Annotated in this window: 14 protein-coding genes and 1 other annotated feature; of the genes, 10 read left to right on the top strand and 4 right to left on the bottom strand. The window is 58.2% G+C overall.

Annotated elements, in window-relative coordinates:
• The first annotated feature begins 124 nt into the window (after positions 1 to 124).
• A complete protein-coding gene (gene mscK / locus EBL_RS13830) occupies positions 125 to 3,487 on the top strand; it encodes a mechanosensitive channel MscK (RefSeq protein ID WP_042340535.1) in 3,363 nt (1,120 codons plus the stop codon).
• A 6-nt stretch (positions 3,488 to 3,493) separates the two neighbouring features.
• On the opposite strand, the gene rsmS is transcribed toward mscK, so the two are convergent.
• Both rsmS and priC read right to left on the bottom strand, forming a co-directional pair.
• Positions 3,494 to 3,649: a pleiotropic regulatory protein RsmS gene (rsmS, locus tag EBL_RS20085; protein ID WP_002438975.1), complete on the bottom strand. Its 156-nt coding sequence runs from the start codon at positions 3,647 to 3,649 to the stop codon at positions 3,494 to 3,496.
• A gap of 20 nt (positions 3,650 to 3,669) precedes the next feature.
• Positions 3,670 to 4,197 carry a primosomal replication protein PriC gene (priC, locus tag EBL_RS13825; protein ID WP_002438976.1) on the bottom strand — a complete coding sequence of 176 codons (528 nt, stop codon included), beginning with the start codon at positions 4,195 to 4,197 and terminating at the stop codon, positions 3,670 to 3,672.
• Between the two features lie 66 nt (positions 4,198 to 4,263).
• On the opposite strand from priC, the gene EBL_RS13820 reads away from it, so the two are divergent.
• The 8 genes from EBL_RS13820 (at position 4,264) to hemH (ending at position 12,424) form a co-directional block, all read left to right on the top strand.
• Positions 4,264 to 4,641: a DUF454 family protein gene (locus EBL_RS13820; RefSeq protein WP_002438977.1), complete on the top strand. Its 378-nt coding sequence runs from the start codon at positions 4,264 to 4,266 to the stop codon at positions 4,639 to 4,641.
• A gap of 149 nt (positions 4,642 to 4,790) precedes the next feature.
• On the top strand, positions 4,791 to 5,342 hold the full coding sequence (gene apt, locus EBL_RS13815) for an adenine phosphoribosyltransferase (RefSeq protein WP_002438978.1): 552 nt from the start codon (positions 4,791 to 4,793) through the stop codon (positions 5,340 to 5,342).
• A 101-nt stretch (positions 5,343 to 5,443) separates the two neighbouring features.
• Positions 5,444 to 7,396 carry a DNA polymerase III subunit gamma/tau gene (gene dnaX / locus EBL_RS13810; protein ID WP_002438980.1) on the top strand — a complete coding sequence of 651 codons (1,953 nt, stop codon included), beginning with the start codon at positions 5,444 to 5,446 and terminating at the stop codon, positions 7,394 to 7,396.
• Positions 6,723 to 6,790: a sequence feature (DnaX frameshifting element), on the top strand. It overlaps the preceding gene by 68 nt.
• Positions 7,397 to 7,479: 83 nt before the next feature.
• Positions 7,480 to 7,809 carry a YbaB/EbfC family nucleoid-associated protein gene (locus EBL_RS13805; RefSeq protein WP_002438981.1) on the top strand — a complete coding sequence of 110 codons (330 nt, stop codon included), beginning with the start codon at positions 7,480 to 7,482 and terminating at the stop codon, positions 7,807 to 7,809.
• Positions 7,809 to 8,414, top strand: coding sequence for a recombination mediator RecR (gene recR, locus EBL_RS13800; RefSeq protein ID WP_002438983.1), 606 nt, complete (start codon positions 7,809 to 7,811; stop codon positions 8,412 to 8,414). The genes EBL_RS13805 and recR overlap by 1 nt, the downstream gene beginning before the upstream one ends.
• Before the next feature lie 135 nt (positions 8,415 to 8,549).
• Positions 8,550 to 10,421, top strand: coding sequence for a molecular chaperone HtpG (htpG, locus tag EBL_RS13795; protein ID WP_002438984.1), 1,872 nt, complete (start codon positions 8,550 to 8,552; stop codon positions 10,419 to 10,421).
• A gap of 197 nt (positions 10,422 to 10,618) precedes the next feature.
• Positions 10,619 to 11,263, top strand: coding sequence for an adenylate kinase (gene adk, locus EBL_RS13790; protein WP_002438985.1), 645 nt, complete (start codon positions 10,619 to 10,621; stop codon positions 11,261 to 11,263).
• A 189-nt stretch (positions 11,264 to 11,452) separates the two neighbouring features.
• Positions 11,453 to 12,424 (top strand): ferrochelatase, encoded by a 972-nt coding sequence (gene hemH / locus EBL_RS13785; RefSeq protein WP_002438987.1) that lies wholly within the window; start codon positions 11,453 to 11,455, stop codon positions 12,422 to 12,424.
• Here hemH and aes read toward each other — a convergent pair.
• Positions 12,402 to 13,385: an acetyl esterase gene (gene aes, locus EBL_RS13780; RefSeq protein WP_002438989.1), complete on the bottom strand. Its 984-nt coding sequence runs from the start codon at positions 13,383 to 13,385 to the stop codon at positions 12,402 to 12,404. The two genes, hemH and aes, sit on opposite strands and share 23 nt — an antisense overlap.
• Before the next feature lie 151 nt (positions 13,386 to 13,536).
• On the opposite strand from aes, the gene EBL_RS13775 reads away from it, so the two are divergent.
• Entirely contained in the window at positions 13,537 to 14,841 is a 1,305-nt protein-coding gene (locus tag EBL_RS13775) for an inosine/guanosine kinase (protein WP_002438991.1), read from the top strand.
• 7 nt (positions 14,842 to 14,848) lie between these two features.
• On the opposite strand, the gene ybaL is transcribed toward EBL_RS13775, so the two are convergent.
• Entirely contained in the window at positions 14,849 to 16,540 is a 1,692-nt protein-coding gene (gene ybaL, locus EBL_RS13770) for a YbaL family putative K(+) efflux transporter (protein ID WP_002438992.1), read from the bottom strand.
• Positions 16,541 to 16,710 lie beyond the last annotated feature (170 nt).

Here is a 16,710-nt window from a genome sequence, read left to right as displayed (position 1 = left end):
GCCTTCCCGGTGTTGTTCTGCGCTATCCAGCGCAGGTCCGCCGTGCTATTCTGCCGGGCTACATCTCCAGCCACCCCCATCCGGGGGCGAACGGTACTTAATTAATTCGTAACATATATAGATTATGCAGCCCAACACCTCGCCGCGGAACATGATGTCCGCATTTGTTGTTATTTGGTCTTTAATGTTCGGATGCCTTGCGGGTTACTCCCCGGGTGTATTTGCAGCCCAGTCTGGCCAGGAGTTACCCACCAGCGCAAATATTCAGGCCCAGCTTCAGGCGCTGACGAAACAAAAAAGCCTTTCGGCTATGGATAAACTGGTCGAACAGGATCTGACCCAGACCCTGGAAGTGCTGGAGAAAACAGACAAAGTCAAACAGGAAACCGCCCAGCTTCAGGCCCAGGTGAAAGCCGCGCCGGAGCAGCTACGCCTGGCGACGGAAAATCTGAACGCCATGGCGAACCCGCAGAATAACGAGGAGCTGGCAAAATCCTTTGCCGCGTTATCCCTGCGCCAGCTGGAAGCGAAGCTCTCGGCCACCAGTGAAGAGCTACAAACCGAACAAAATAACCTTGCGGCCTATAACAGCCAGCTGGTGTCGCTTCAGACCCAGCCAGAGCGGGCCCAGACCGCGATGCTTTCTGCCTCTCAGCAACTGCAGCAGGTGCGCAATCAGCTCAACGGTACTGCCGGTGGCGGGGCGCTGCGCCCGTCCCAGAAGACGCTGTTACAGGCACAACAGGCACTGTTGCAGGCCCAGATAGACCAGCAGCGTAAAAGCCTGGAGGGGAATACCGCCATTCAGGATGCGCTGCAAAAACAGCGCGATTACACCAGCGAGCGTATCAACCAGCTGGAGCACCAGATGCAACTGGTGCAGCAGGCGGCAAGTACCAAACGCCTGTCGCTGACGGAGCAAACCGTGCAGGAAGCGGTCACCACGGATGACTCCACCCGGATCCAGAATAACCCGCTGGTGCGCCAGGAGATGGACATTAACCAGCAACTCAGCCAGCGGCTGATTGCGGCCACCCAGAGCGGTAACGAACTGGTGGCGCGCAACGTGCGGGTAAAAAACTGGCTGGATCGGGCCCAGCAGTCGGAACACACCCTGAAAGAACAAATCGCGGTGCTGAAAGGCAGCCTGCTGTTATCGCGTATTCTCTACCAGCAACAACAGGCGCTGCCGTCGTCCGATGAGCTTGAAGATCTGGGTGACCATATTGCCGATCTGCGCCTTGAGCAGTTTAATGTCAACCAGCAGCGTGATGAGCTGTTCCAGACCGACGCAGTCGTCGCCAAACTGGAAGAGGGCCATAAAGACGAGGTGAACCGCGAAGTGCACGACGCGCTGCTGCAACTGATGGATATGCGCCGTGAACTGCTCGACCAGCTGAATAAGCAGCTTGGCGCCCAGCTGATGATGTCGATTAACCTGCAGGTTAACCAGCAGCAGTTGATGAGCGTCAGCCAGACCCTGCGTAAAATGCTGACCCAGCAGATCTTCTGGGTAAACTCCAACAAGCCCATGAACTGGGAGTGGTTCAAAGCCTTCCCCCAGGCGCTGAAATCACAGGTTAAGTCGTTAAAAATCACCACCAACTGGCATAAAGCGCTGAACTCCGGGTTTATCGCCTTCCTGGCCGGTTTACCGCTGCTGCTGATAGCCGGGGTTATCCGCTGGCGGTTTGGCTGGATCAACCAGTATCTGGCGAAGCTCAATAAAGAAGTTGGCCAGTTCCGCCATGATTCGCACCTGCACACCCCGAAGGCGATAGCGCTTAACCTGCTTAAGGCGCTGCCGGTATGCCTGATAATCCTGGCCGTGGGGCTTATCCTTTACGCCATGGAGCTGAATATCAGCGCACTGTTGTGGAGCTTCGCCAGACAGCTGGCGCTGTTCTGGCTGGTATTTGGCCTGTGCTGGCGCATTCTGGAAAAAGACGGGGTGGCTATCCGCCACTTCGGTATGCCGGAAGATCGCACCAGCCACTGGCGGCGCCAGATTGTGCGCATCAGCCTTGCGTTACTGCCGCTGCTGTTCTGGGTGGTCGTGGGCGAGATGATCCCACTGAGTCTGATGGACGACGTGATGGGTCAGTTTATGATGTTTATCAATCAGCTGGTCATCGCCATCCTGGTGTGGCCTATGTGCCGGGAGAGCTGGCGGGATAAAGAATCCCACGCCATGCGCCTGATAACCATCACGCTGCTGTCCGTGATCCCGGTGGCCCTGCTGGTGCTGACCTCCATGGGCTATTTCTACACCACACTGCGCCTGGCGGGCCGCTGTATTGAAACGGTCTACCTGGTGATTGTCTGGAACCTGCTGTACCAGACAATGCTGCGCGGGCTGAGCATCGCCGCCCGGCGCATTGCCTACCGCCGTGCGGTTGCCCGGCGCCAGAATACCGTCAAAGAGGGGGCCGAAGGGGCCGAACCGGTGGAAGAGCCGCCACTGGGCCTTGATCAGATTAACCAGCAAACCCTGCGTATTGCGGTTCTGATGATGTTTGCCCTGTTCGGGCTGGTGTTCTGGGCTATCTGGTCAGATTTAATTACCGTATTTACCTATCTGGATAGCATCACCCTGTGGCACTACAGCGGCACCGATGCCAGCGGCGCGGTAACCCGGAATGTGACCCTCGGCAATCTGTTATTTGCGCTGATTGCGTCGATGGTCTCCTGGGCGCTGATTAAAAACCTGCCCGGTCTGCTGGAAGTGCTGGTCCTGTCGCGCCTCAAAATGCGCCAGGGCGCCTCTTATGCCATTGTTACTATCCTGAACTACGCGATTATCGCCATCGGGGCGATGGTGGTGTTTGGTTCCCTCGGGGTCTCCTGGGATAAGTTGCAGTGGCTGGCCGCTGCCCTGTCGGTTGGTCTCGGGTTCGGGTTACAGGAGATTTTCGGGAACTTTGTCTCCGGCCTGATTATCCTGTTTGAGCGCCCGGTGCGTATCGGGGATACAGTGACGATTGGCACCTTCTCCGGTACGGTCAGCAAGATCCGGATCCGCGCCACCACCATTACAGACTTTGACCGCAAAGAGGTGATTATCCCGAATAAAGCCTTTGTGACCGAACGGCTGATTAACTGGTCGCTGTCGGACACCATCACCCGGGTGGTTATCCAGCTGGGTGTCGCCTATGGTTCGGATCTGGAAAAAGTGCGTGAGATTTTACTGAAGGCGGCAAAAGAGCACCCGCGGGTGATGCACGACCCGGAACCCACCGTGTTCTTCACCACCTTCGGGGCCAGCACGCTGGATCACGAATTGCGCCTGTATGTGCGTGAACTGCGCGATCGCAGCTACACCGTTGATGAGCTGAACCGCACCATTGACCGCCTGTGCCGCGAAAACGGCATCGACATTGCGTTTAACCAGCTGGAAGTTCACCTGCACAACGCCAGCGGCGACCAGGTGACCGAAGTTAAACGCGGGCCGGACGGCAAACAGAACGGCGAACTCCCCTCCGCATAACCGTTATCAGGAGGCGGTTTCCGCCTCCTGCTTCTTTAAGTAGTCCTGACGCACAATATCCAGCGCCGCCAGCACCGTGGCCGTGGGGATCTGGTGCTGCTCCAGCAGCATAATCAAATCAACCGCGAGTTTAACTTCATCCGGGGCCTGTTCCAGTGACATCTCTTCAGCCTGTTTTTACGTTAACGGGTACGCCGGGCGATCCGGCGTTCGATTTTATCCAGCGCCTCCCGGCAACGGCTTAACCGGCCTTCCAGCGCGGTCACCTCCCGGGCCAGGCGCTGCTGGGTGTCAAATTGCTGCGCGTCGCGCCACTGCTGGCGGCGCTGCTGACACATCTCCACCAGGCGGCGCTCATACTCCTGGTGCTGTAACAGCTGGCGGTGTAACCGGCCGGAATACAGGTGCGCGCTGTCGTGGCTGCGCAGCTGCCAGGTGGCCGCTTCCCGGCTCAGGGCCGCCATCTGATTGACCAGATGCTCCGCAAGCCAGGCCACTTTTTCCGTCTCCCCGGCGTCCACGGCGCTGCACAGTGCCGCCAGGTTGTGTTCGGCTTCCTGTAAATAGTCGCCCATTTTGGCTGAGCGGCAGCGGAACAGCTGCCGGTCAAAGCGCGGGGTCAGGGTGGGGTGTTCCGCCAGCGGCGCCAGCTGTTCACGCAGCGCGGCGCAGTGCCCGGTGAGCGTCTCGATAAGGATCCGGGTTTTCATCACGCTCCTGGTTTGTGGTCATTGTGTTAACATGATGTCACCAGTAAGACGGGCAACAGAATTGCTATGCATCGTACCATTCTACTCATTATTGGCTGGCTTGCGGTAGGGCTGGCGACTATCGGCGTGGTGTTGCCCCTGTTGCCCACCACGCCTTTTCTGCTGCTGGCGGCCTGGTGCTTTGCCCGCTCATCGCCGCGTTTTCACCGCTGGCTGCTGTACCGCTCCTGGTTTGGTGGCTATATTCGCTACTGGCAGCAGTACCGGGCCATGCCCCCGGGGGCCAAACTCCGGGCAATAGGCTTTACCCTGATAACATTTGCGTTTTCCCTGTGGCTGGTGAAGCTGCTCTGGGTACGGATCCTGCTGGTGATAATTCTGGCCGTGCTGCTACTCTTTTTATGGCGAATTCCGGTTGTTGATGGAAAACAACAAAAACCGTAAACCTTTCCCGGGAAGGTTGCATTTGTCGCCGCCAGCCAGTAAATTCGAGCGTTTTCGAGTACAGGCGCGCCCGGTTAATGGATGAACAACGGACAGGCAGGTAGTGCCAGCCGCCCTGTAAGTAACATGTTTTTATCAGGCAAATACCCATGACCGCGACTGCGCAGCAGCTTGAATTTCTCAAAAACAGCATTAAGAGTGTGCAGGACTACCCGAAGCCGGGCATCCTGTTCCGTGATGTCACCAGCCTGCTGGAAGATCCCAACGCCTATGCCCTCAGCATTGAACTGCTGGCGGCAAAATACAAAGATGCCGGGATCACCAAAGTAGTGGGCACCGAAGCACGCGGCTTTCTGTTTGGCGCCCCGGTTGCTCTGGCGTTAGGGGTGGGCTTTGTACCGGTGCGTAAACCCGGCAAACTGCCTCGCGAAACCATCGCCGAGTCTTATGAGCTGGAGTACGGCACAGACAAACTGGAAATTCACGTTGATGCCATTCAACCGGGCGACAACGTGCTGGTGGTTGATGATCTGCTGGCAACCGGCGGCACCATTGAAGCGACCGCTAAGCTCATCCGCCGCCTGGGCGGCAACGTGGCCGGTGCGGCATTTGTCATTAACCTGTTTGATTTAGGCGGTGAACAGCGCCTTGAGCAGCAGGGGATCCGCTGCTATAGCCTGGTGCCATTCCCCGGCCACTGAGGGGCGGCGTAAGATCCGTGAAGTACAGCCTCGCCGTTCTGGCGGGGCTGTGATAGCATGACGCCCTCTTATTCACCTTCCCGCAATGTAGAAATTCTCTGATGAGCTACCAGGTCTTAGCCCGTAAATGGCGCCCGCAAACCTTTGCCGATGTTGTCGGACAGCAGCATGTGCTGACCGCGCTGGCTAACGGTTTAACCATGGGGCGCATCCACCATGCCTACCTGTTTTCCGGTACGCGTGGGGTGGGGAAAACCTCGATTGCCCGTTTGCTGGCGAAAGGGCTGAATTGCGAAACCGGCATTACGGCAACCCCGTGCGGTGTCTGCCAGAACTGCCGGGAAATAGAGCAGGGTCGCTTTGTTGACTTAATCGAGATAGACGCCGCCTCGCGCACCAAAGTGGAAGATACCCGGGAACTGCTGGACAACGTGCAGTATGCCCCGGCCAGAGGCCGCTTCAAGGTCTATCTGATCGATGAAGTGCACATGCTGTCCCGCCACAGTTTTAACGCGCTGCTGAAAACCCTTGAAGAGCCGCCGGAGCACGTGAAGTTCCTGCTGGCCACCACCGATCCGCAGAAACTGCCGGTGACGATTTTATCCCGCTGCCTGCAGTTCCATCTTAAAGCGCTGGATGTGGGGCAAATCCGCGATCAGCTGGCGCATATTCTCAGCGCCGAGAGCATCACCTTTGAGCCGCGTGCGTTGCAACTGCTGGCCCGCTCGGCGGAAGGCAGCCTGCGCGACGCCCTGAGCCTCACCGACCAGGCCATAGCCAGTGGTGATGGTCAGGTGACCGCCAGCGCAGTCAGCACAATGCTCGGCACCCTGGATGACGATCAGGCGCTTTCCCTGGTTGAAGCCATCGCCGGGGCCGACGGGGACAAACTCATGGCGCTGGTCAGCGAGGCCGCCGCCCGGGGGGCGGACTGGGAAGCCTTGCTGGTTGAGATGCTCAGCCTGCTGCACCGGATAGCCATGCTGCAACTGTCTCCTGCCGCACTGGGGGAGGAGATGGCCACCATTGAGCAGCGGATGCGCGAGCTGGCGCGGACCGTTCCCCCCGCAGATGTTCAGCTCTACTACCAGACGTTACTGATTGGCCGCAAAGAGCTGGCCTGGGCGCCAGACCGCCGGATGGGCGTAGAAATGACCCTGTTACGGGCGCTGGCGTTTCACCCGGTAAACCCGCTTCCGGCACCTGAGCAGGAGGCACCCGCGGGGAAGGGGCTTGCCCCGGCGGGCACCCGTGCCCCCCGGCACAGTGAGCCGGACTACCCGCTACCACCGGCTCCGCCGACAGGCAGCACCCCGCCGGCTGGCGCGGCACTGCCAGATGCCACAAGCCAGGTGCTACAGGCGCGCAGTCAGTTAAACCGCCAGGGGGGATCCCGGGCAAAAAAGAGTGAACCGGCAGCGCAGGGATCCTCCGCGCGGCCGGTAGCCAGCAGTGCGCTGGAGCGTCTGGCCTCGTTTACCGACAAAGTACAAAGCCGCCCGGCGCCTTCCGCGCTGGAACAGGCGCCCGCGAAGAAAGAGGCCTATCGCTGGAAAGCCACCACCAAAGCAGAAACCGTGCCGGAAGTGGTCGCCACGCCGAAGGCGCTGAAAAAGGCGCTGGAGCATGAAAAAACGCCCGAGCTTGCGGCAAAACTGGCGCAGGAGTCTCTGGCGCGGGATCCCTGGGCTGAAGAGATCCACCGGATGGTTATCCCCAAACTGGTCCAGCAGCTGGCGCTGAACGCCTGGAAGGAGCCGCAGGGTGAGGATAAAGTGTGTTTACATCTGCGCCCTGCCCAGCGGCATCTGAACTCCCCGTCGGCACAAAAAACTCTGGCGGAGGCAATGGCGCTCCTTTACGGAAGACCCATTGAACTGACTATCATTGAAGATGATAATCGTGCCACGCTGACGCCACTGGAATGGCGACAGGCAATTTACGAAGAGAAACTGGCGCAGGCGCGCGAGTCTATCTTGTCGGATAACAATATCCAGACCCTGCGTCGCTTCTTCGATGCGGATCTGGATGAAGACAGTATTCGTCCCCTTTGATGTGTAGCTCTGCTGCATATTGTTATCTTTAACCGCCGCATCGTTGATTGTGCTGATGCGGCCCGAACAAAAGAGAGAAGCGTATGTTTGGTAAAGGCGGCCTGGGTAATCTGATGAAACAAGCCCAGCAGATGCAGGAAAAAATGCAGCAGATGCAGGAAGAGATCGCCAAACTGGAAGTGACTGGCGAATCGGGTGCGGGCCTGGTCAAAGTGACCATTAACGGGGCGCACAACTGCCGCCGGGTAGAGATCGACCCGAGTCTGATGGAAGACGACAAAGAGATGCTCGAAGACCTGATCGCTGCGGCCTTTAACGATGCGGCCCGCCGTATTGAAGAGACCCAGAAAGAGAAAATGGCGTCTGTATCTTCTGGTATGCAGCTGCCGCCAGGCTTCAAGATGCCGTTCTGATGCAGACCAGCCCACTGTTAACCCAGTTAATGGAAGCGCTGCGCTGTTTACCGGGGGTTGGCCCCAAATCGGCGCAGCGCATGGCGTTTACCCTGCTACAGCGGGATCGTAGTGGGGGTATGCGCCTGGCCCAGACCCTGACCCGGGCGATGTCGGAGATAGGCCACTGTGCCGATTGCCGCACCTTCACGGAGCAGGAAGTCTGCCACATTTGCGCCAATCCGCGCCGCCAGGAAAACGGCCAGATTTGCGTGGTGGAGAGCCCGGCGGATATCTACGCCATTGAGCAGACCGGGCAGTTTTCCGGGCGCTACTTTGTGCTGATGGGGCACCTCTCCCCGCTGGACGGTATCGGCCCGGAAGATATCGGGCTTGATCGTCTGGAGCAGCGCCTGAGCCGTGAAACCATCCAGGAAGTGATCCTGGCCACCAACCCCACGGTGGAAGGCGAAGCGACAGCAAACTATATTGCCGGGCTGTGTGCGGAATATGGTGTTGAAGCCAGCCGTATCGCGCACGGCGTGCCGGTTGGCGGTGAGCTGGAAATGGTCGACGGGACAACCCTGTCCCACTCTCTGCTGGGCCGCCAGAAGGTCAAATATTAACCACTCGGAGCGCGTTCACCTGCGCTCCGCTTGAATTCTTCGCCAGACATCCCCATCTCTGCCTCATCGTTTTTATCCTTGCCGGTTAGCGGCAGATAACCCTCTGTTTAAGACAGTTTATTGAGGTATAACACTATGAAAGGACAAGAGACCCGTGGTTTTCAGTCGGAAGTGAAACAGCTTCTGCATCTGATGATCCACTCTCTTTATTCAAATAAAGAAATCTTCCTGCGTGAACTTATCTCTAACGCTTCTGATGCGGCAGATAAACTGCGTTTTCGCGCACTGTCCCAGGCGGATCTCTACGAAGGTGACGGTGAGCTGCGGGTGCGCGTCTCATTTGATAAAGACAAACGTACCCTGACTATCTCTGATAACGGTATCGGTATGACCCGTGACGAGGTGATCGACCACCTCGGGACCATTGCCAAATCCGGCACGAAGGCGTTTCTGGAGTCGATGGGCTCCGACCAGGCAAAAGACAGCCAGCTGATTGGCCAGTTCGGGGTAGGGTTCTATTCTGCCTTTATCGTTGCCGACAAAGTGACGGTACGCACCCGCGCAGCCGGTGTACCTGCGGACCAGGGGGTATTCTGGGAATCTGCCGGGGAAGGGGAGTACACCGTTGCCGACATCACCAAAGCGGATCGCGGCACGGAAATTACCCTGCACCTGCGTGAAGGGGAAGATGAATTCCTCGACGACTGGCGCGTGCGTTCGATCATCGGCAAATATTCCGACCATATCGCCCTGCCGGTTGAGATTGAAACCCGCGAAGAAAAAGACGGCGAAACCGTTATCAGCTGGGAGAAGATCAATAAAGCCCAGGCACTGTGGACGCGCAATAAAGCCGATATCAGCGACGATGAATATAAAGAATTTTATAAGCACGTCTCTCACGATTACAGCGATCCGCTGACCTGGAGCCACAACCGGGTAGAAGGGAAACAGGAGTACACCAGCCTGCTGTATATTCCTTCCCAGGCCCCGTGGGACATGTGGAACCGGGATCATAAACATGGCCTGAAGCTGTACGTGCAGCGCGTATTTATCATGGACGACGCCGAACAGTTTATGCCGAACTATCTGCGTTTCGTGCGTGGCCTGATAGATTCTAACGATCTGCCGCTAAACGTCTCCCGTGAAATCCTCCAGGACAACAGCATCACCCGCAGCCTGCGCAGCGCACTGACCAAACGCGTGCTGCAGATGCTGGAAAAACTGGCCAAAGACGACAGCGAAAAATACCAGACCTTCTGGAAACAGTTCGGCATGGTGCTGAAAGAGGGCCCGGCGGAAGATCAGGCTAACCAGCAGGCGATTGCTAAACTGCTGCGTTTTGCCTCCACCCATACGGACTCTTCCGCGCAGACGGTCTCTCTGGACGAGTACGTCTCGCGGATGAAAGAAGGCCAGGACAAGATTTACTACATCACCGCAGACAGCTACGCGGCCGCCAAGAGCAGCCCGCACCTGGAGCTGCTGCGTAAGAAAGGCATCGAGGTTCTGCTGCTTTCCGATCGTATCGACGAATGGATGATGAGCTACCTGACCGAGTTTGACGGTAAAGCCTTCCAGTCTGTTGCCAAAGCGGACGCCTCGCTGGATAAACTGGCAGACGACGTGGACGAGAGCGCCAAAGAGGCCGAAAAAGCGCTGGAGCCGTTTGTTGAGCGGGTGAAAGGGCTGCTTGGCGATCGGGTAAAAGAAGTGCGTCTGACCCACCGGCTGACGGATACCCCGTCAATTGTGGTCACTGACGGCGACGAAATGAGCACCCAGATGGCAAAACTGTTTGCCGCCGCGGGCCAGGAGGTGCCGGAAGTGAAATACCTGTTCGAGCTGAACCCGGATCACCCGCTGGTGAAACGCGCCGCCGACACCCAGGATGAAGCCCGCTTTGCCGAATGGGTTGAGCTGCTGTTTGATCAGGCGCTGCTTGCAGAACGCGGCACCCTGGAAGATCCAAACCTGTTTATTAAGCGGGTGAATGATCTGCTGGTGTAATGACCAGACTGATGATGTAGCGCAGAAGCGGCCCCCGGGCCGCTTTTTCTTTGGCTGCCGCCGGTTTTTACCGGTTCAGAACAATATATTGTCTGTTAACCGTTTCAGCCCACGTCTCATTGTTGAGCCATACCCGGTGTAGTGGTATGGTTTAGCGCATTTTGAAAAATTAAACAAAATTGAAGGGGATTTTCGCAATGCGCATTATTCTGCTTGGCGCTCCGGGCGCGGGTAAAGGCACTCAGGCTCAGTTCATCATGGAGAAATACGGTATTCCGCAGATCTCCACCGGCGATATGCTGCGCGCTGCAGTAAAATCCGGTTCTGAACTGGGTAAAAAAGCAAAAGACATCATGGACGCCGGTAAACTGGTGACGGATGATCTGGTTATTGCCCTGGTAAAAGAACGCATTGCTCAGGAAGATTGCCGTAACGGTTTCCTGCTGGACGGTTTCCCGCGCACTATCCCGCAGGCGGATGCCATGAAAGAAGCCGGCATCAACGTTGACTACGTGCTGGAATTTGACGTACCTGACGAGCTGATCGTTGACCGTATTATCGGCCGCCGTGTACACGCCGCTTCTGGCCGTGTGTATCACATCAAATACAATCCGCCGAAAGTGGCCGATAAAGACGATGTGACGGGCGAAGCGCTAACCACCCGTAAAGACGACCAGGAAGAGACCGTGCGTAAGCGTCTGGTGGAATACCATCAGATGACAGCGCCGCTGATCGGCTACTACAGCCAGGAAGCTAAAGCGGGCAACACCAAATATGCCAAAGTCGACGGCACCAAAGCCGTTGCTGATGTGCGCGCTGAGCTGGAAACAATCCTCGGCTGATACCGGCCACAGCACCACAGGAAACCAGGCTACGGCCTGGTTTTTTAATTCCGGTAAGGGGCTGTTTTCGATAATCCGGGTTGCCATAATGTCACGCCTGCCATCACTGTTACCTTTCGCACTGACAGGTTCGGTGCCGTGGATTTTCAGCTACAATATCCAGCCAGTTAGCATAGAAAGGAGTGGATTTTGCATCCGGAAAAGCAGGGTATTCTACTGGTTAACCTCGGCACGCCCGATTCGCCAACTCCCCGGGCAGTAAAACGTTACTTGCGCCAGTTTTTAAGCGATCCGCGCGTGGTGGATACCCCCCGGGCGCTCTGGTGGCCGCTGCTCAATGGGGTGATTTTACCGCTGCGCTCCCGGCGGGTGGCCCGGCTGTATCAGTCCATCTGGATGGAGCAGGGCTCGCCGCTGCTGGTTTACAGCCAGCGTCAGCAACAGGCACTGGCCGATGCGCTGGGCAGCCATATACCGGTTGCGCTGGGCATGAGCTACGGTGAGCCCTCTTTGCGCAGTGCCCTGGACGCCCTGCTGGATCAGGGGGTAGAGCGGCTGACGGTGCTGCCGTTATATCCGCAGTATTCCTGCTCCACCGTGGCGGCCGTCTGGGATGAGCTGGCGCGCTGCCTGGCCGGTAAGCGTGCGATTCCGGCGGTGAACTTTATCCGGGATTATGCGGATCACCCGGCCTATATTGCCGCACTGGCCGCCAGCGTGAAACGCGCCTTCGCAGAGCACGGCGAGCCGGACATTCTGCTGCTTTCTTATCACGGTATTCCCCAGCGCTATGCCCGGGAAGGGGACGACTACCCCCAGCGTTGCCGCACCACCACCCGGGAGCTGGTGAATCACCTTGGGCTGGATCCCGACAAGGTGATGATGACCTACCAGTCCCGCTTCGGGCGTGAACCCTGGCTGATGCCCTACACCGATGACACCCTGAAAATGCTGGGTGAAAAAGGCGTTAAGCACCTCCAGGTGCTGTGTCCGGGGTTTGCGGCCGATTGCCTGGAAACCCTTGAAGAGATAGCGGTCCAGAACCGGGAGTTATTTATCGGCGCGGGCGGGGAGCGCTATGAGTATATTCCCGCCCTGAACGATAACCCGGATCATATCGCCATGATGCAGGCGCTTGTTAACCCGCCAGCTGCTGAGTGAAAAAGCGCGCGCCGTCGCGCAGGGCATTATCTGCGGCCTGCATCTCCCGCGAATAGTGCAAAAAGCCATGCAGGGTGCCCGGGTAAATACTCAGTACGCTGGGCTGATGGTGGGCGCGGAGGATCTGGTGCAGCGTTACGCTGTCGTCCAGCAGCGGATCATACTCCGCCCCGGCCAGAAAACACGGCGGAACATGGTGGGTGAGATCGTTATTAAACAGGCAGTACCAGGGCGATTCCCTGTCCGCCGGGGTGCGCAGGTAAGCCTGCTCATAACCGGCGATATCTTCCGCGCGCAGCCCGTCCCACTGGTTACCGTATAAGCGCCGGGTGACCGAATCCTGCAGGCCAAATAACCCGTACCACAGCAGTGCCGCGCGCACCCTGGCGCAGGCCAGCGGGTGCTCGCGCAGCCACAGGGTGGATGCCATGGCGAGCATGGCACCGGCCGAATCCCCGGCAAAACCGATATCCGCCATACTGAGCTGATAACGCTGCGCGTTCTCTTCAAAGAAGCGGCACACCGCAATGGTCTCCTCAATGGCCTGGGGGAAGCGGGCCTCCGGGGAGAGGGTGTAATCGATACCCACCACATCACAGCCACTGTAATTGGCCAGCAGGCGCATAATGCGGTCATGGGTATCCAGCGAGCCGAGGATAAACCCGCCGCCGTGCAGGTAAAACAGCGTTGCCGGGGAGGCCCCCGTCGGGCGGTAAATCCGGGTATTAACCGGGCCGTACCCGGTGGGAACCGTGACCTGGCGCAGTGCGTAGACTGCCGGGGGCTCCTGGTTCCAGTGCTGGCGTTCCCGGGCGTAGTTGCGCCGCTGTGCCGGGTAGTCGTCAGGCGCAGGGGCGGGGGTGTCCGGGGTGGGGTATTCGGTTATCTGGCGCATCTCGCGGGAGAGCTTATCCTGCAACGGGACTTTATTGCGCTCAGAAGAGTAACGGGCAGAAGACATTGGCTGGCGCCTCCGGGTAAAAGCCCCATTGTAAGCAACAAAAAGCGCAGAACCGGGAGCCAGGTATCCGATATTGAACGCCGGGCACATACCCCGGCAGCCCGGTGATGTGTTACTATCGCCGGCCCTGTCATTACGCCTGATTATTACCATGAGATTTCCCGGAAAACGTAAATCCAGACACTATTTCCCCGTCAGCCTGCGGGAGCCCCTGTCAGCACCTGCACACCCCGAAAGCGAGGCCAGCGCCGCGTGGGTCGTGGGTATTGACCAGACTCTGGTGGATATCGAAGCCCGGGTGGATGATGAGTTTGTACAGCGTTACGGGCTGAGTTTTGGTCACTCACTGGTGATTGAGGATGCGACAGCCGAAGCGCTCTACCAGGAGCTGGTGGCGGGAAATCTTATTACCCATCAGTTTGCCGGGGGCACCATTGGCAACACCATGCATAACTACTCGGTCCTGGCGGACGATCGCTCCGTGTTGCTGGGGGTGATGTGCCGCAATATTCCCATCGGCAGCTATGCGTACCGCTACCTGTGTAATACCTCCAGCCGCACGGATCTTAACTATCTGCAGGGGGTAGACGGGCCCATCGGGCGCTGCTTTACCCTGATCAATGCCCAGGGGGAGCGCACCTTCGCCATCAGCCCCGGAATGATGAACCACCTGTCGCCGGACAGTATCCCTGAAGAGATTATCGCCGGGGCCGCAGCCCTGGTGCTGAGTGCCTACCTGGTGCGCTGCAAGCCCGGGGAGCCGATGCTGGATGCCACCCTGTGCGCCATCCGCTATGCCAGAAAACACGATGTCCCCATTGTGCTCACCCTCGGAACGAAATACGTGATTGCGGATAACCCCCAGTGGTGGCAGGACTTCCTGCGTGAGAACGTGTCGATTCTGGCCATGAACGAAGAAGAAGCCGCCGCCCTGACCGGCGAGAGCGACCCGCTGATGGCCGCCGACAAAGCCCTGGACTGGGTGGATCTGGTCTTGTGTACCGCAGGCCCCCAGGGGCTGTTTATGGCCGGTTATACGGAAGAGAGCGCCCGGCGCGAAACCCGGCATCCGCTTTTGCCGGGTGCCATTGAGGGGTTTAATCAGTATGAGTTCAGCCGCGCCATGCGCCGTAAAGCGTGCCAGCGGGCGCAGCGGATCTATTCACATATCGCCCCCTATATGGGCGGGCCGGAAAAGATAATGAACACCAACGGTGCCGGGGACGGGGCGCTGGCCGCGCTGCTGCACGACATCAGCGCCAATCAGTATCACCGCAGCAATGTGCCCGATTCCGGCAAGCACCAGCACCCCTGGCTGACGTACTCCTCCCTGGCGCAAGTGTGCAAATACGCAAACCGGGTCAGCTATCAGGTGCTGAAGCAGCATGCGCCGCGCCTGAGCCGTGGCCTGCCGGAGCGGGAAGACAGCCTGGAAGAAGCCTACTGGGCGCGCTAACCCGCACTCAGTGCGGGGTGGCCGGGGCCGGGCTTTCCGGCGCGTCCGGGTGCGGATACATCAGCGAATACATGCATTTAGCAATCTCCCGCTCGCCCATCACCACTTCACTGGCGCCGCGCTCGGTAATATAGTCGACCTCATCGTCATAGTGGGCCCGGGCGATAATCTCAATATTCGGGCACTTTTCCCGGGCCGTGGCGACAATTTCCCCCGCCTCATAGCCGTTAGGGATGGTCAGAATAAGCCAGCGGGCGCAGTCGAGATGGGCGAGGGATAAAATTTCCGGCCGGGCCGCATTCCCGAGGATGGTGCGGATCCCGCGCTGGCGCAGCTCGTCGATACGGTTGCGATTGGTGTCCACCACCACCAGCGGCACCCCCTGCCCGGCGAGTTTATCCGTAAGCAGGCGCCCGACCCGGCCATACCCCACCAGCAGGGCATGGTTACAGATATCCACCGGGTTCTGCTCTTCTTCTTCGGTGGCCTCTTCCAGGGTCTGCTCATCGAGGGTTTCGTTCTTCGCCAGGTAGCGCTCCAGCACCGCAAACAGAATCGGGTTTAGCATAATCGACAAAATCGCCCCGGCCAGCACCAGATTCTGACCGGTGGGCGACAGCAGCCCCATGGAGATCCCGAGCCCCGCCAGAATAAAGGCGAACTCACCGATTTGCGCAAGGCTTACGGAAATGGTCAGCGAGGTGCGCTGGGAGTGGCCAAACAGGCGCACCAGCAAAAAGGCCGCTGCGGATTTACCAAACACAATAATCGCCAGGGTGCCGAGCACTGCCAGCGGCTGCTCCAGCAGAATGAGCGGGTCAAATAGCATCCCCACGGAGACAAAAAACAGCACGGCGAACGCATCGCGCAGCGGCAGGGTATCGTGGGCTGCCCGGTGGCTGAGTTCGGACTCGTTCAGCACCATACCGGCGAAAAAGGCCCCCAGCGCGAAAGAGACATCAAACAGCTCCACCGCCCCCATGGCGATCCCCAGCGCCATGGCAAGCACTGAAAGGGTGAACAGCTCCCGCGAGCCGGTAGCGGCGCTGCGGGCAAGGATCCACGGGACCAGGCGGCGGCCCACCAGCAGCATCAGGGCAATAAAGGCGACCACTTTACCAATAGTCACCCCCATATCGATAACCAGGGTGGTAAACCCCACATTCCCTTTGCCCACCATATCGGCCACGGCCGGGAGCAGGACCAGGGTCAGCACCATTACCAGATCTTCCACAATCAGCCAGCCGATGGCTATCTGCCCCCGCTGGCTGTCAATGAGCTGGCGCTCTTCCAGGGAGCGCAGCAGCACCACGGTACTGGCGGTGGATAAGCACAGGCCAAAGACGATACCGGTCATCAGCGACCAGCCGAGAATGGCGGACAACCCCATCCCCAGTAAGGTGGCAACGGCAATCTGGGCGATAGCCCCGGGAATGGCGATGGTTTTTACCGCCATCAGATCTTTGAGGGAGAAATGCAGCCCTACGCCGAACATCAGCAGGATAACCCCAAGCTCTGCCAGCTCCGGGGCAAGCCTGGTGTCCGCCACAAAGCCCGGCGTAAACGGCCCGGCCAGTACACCCGCCAGCAGATAACCAACCAGTGGAGAGATCTTCAGCCTGTTGGCCAGCATCCCCAGCAGAAATGCCAGGACAAGACCTCCGACAATGGTGGTAATTAGCGGTGTGGCGTGGTGCATTCGCTCTCCTTAAATGGTTTTTTGCTGATTAGACATAATGCGACATCCTGGTTAACAGTTTATGACAATTTTTTCCGTCGTGTTTGTGTATATCGGGCATTTTTTACAAAAATATCGAGTCTGCGCGGGAAAAATCAGAAAATACCGTTTTTTTATAAACTAACAAAAAT

Origin of the sequence: Shimwellia blattae DSM 4481 = NBRC 105725 (assembly GCF_000262305.1) — a bacterium.
GTDB classification, from domain to species: domain Bacteria; phylum Pseudomonadota; class Gammaproteobacteria; order Enterobacterales; family Enterobacteriaceae; genus Shimwellia; species Shimwellia blattae.
The sequence above is the reverse complement of the archived record's forward strand: the minus strand, read 5'-3'. Positions and strand labels throughout refer to the sequence as shown.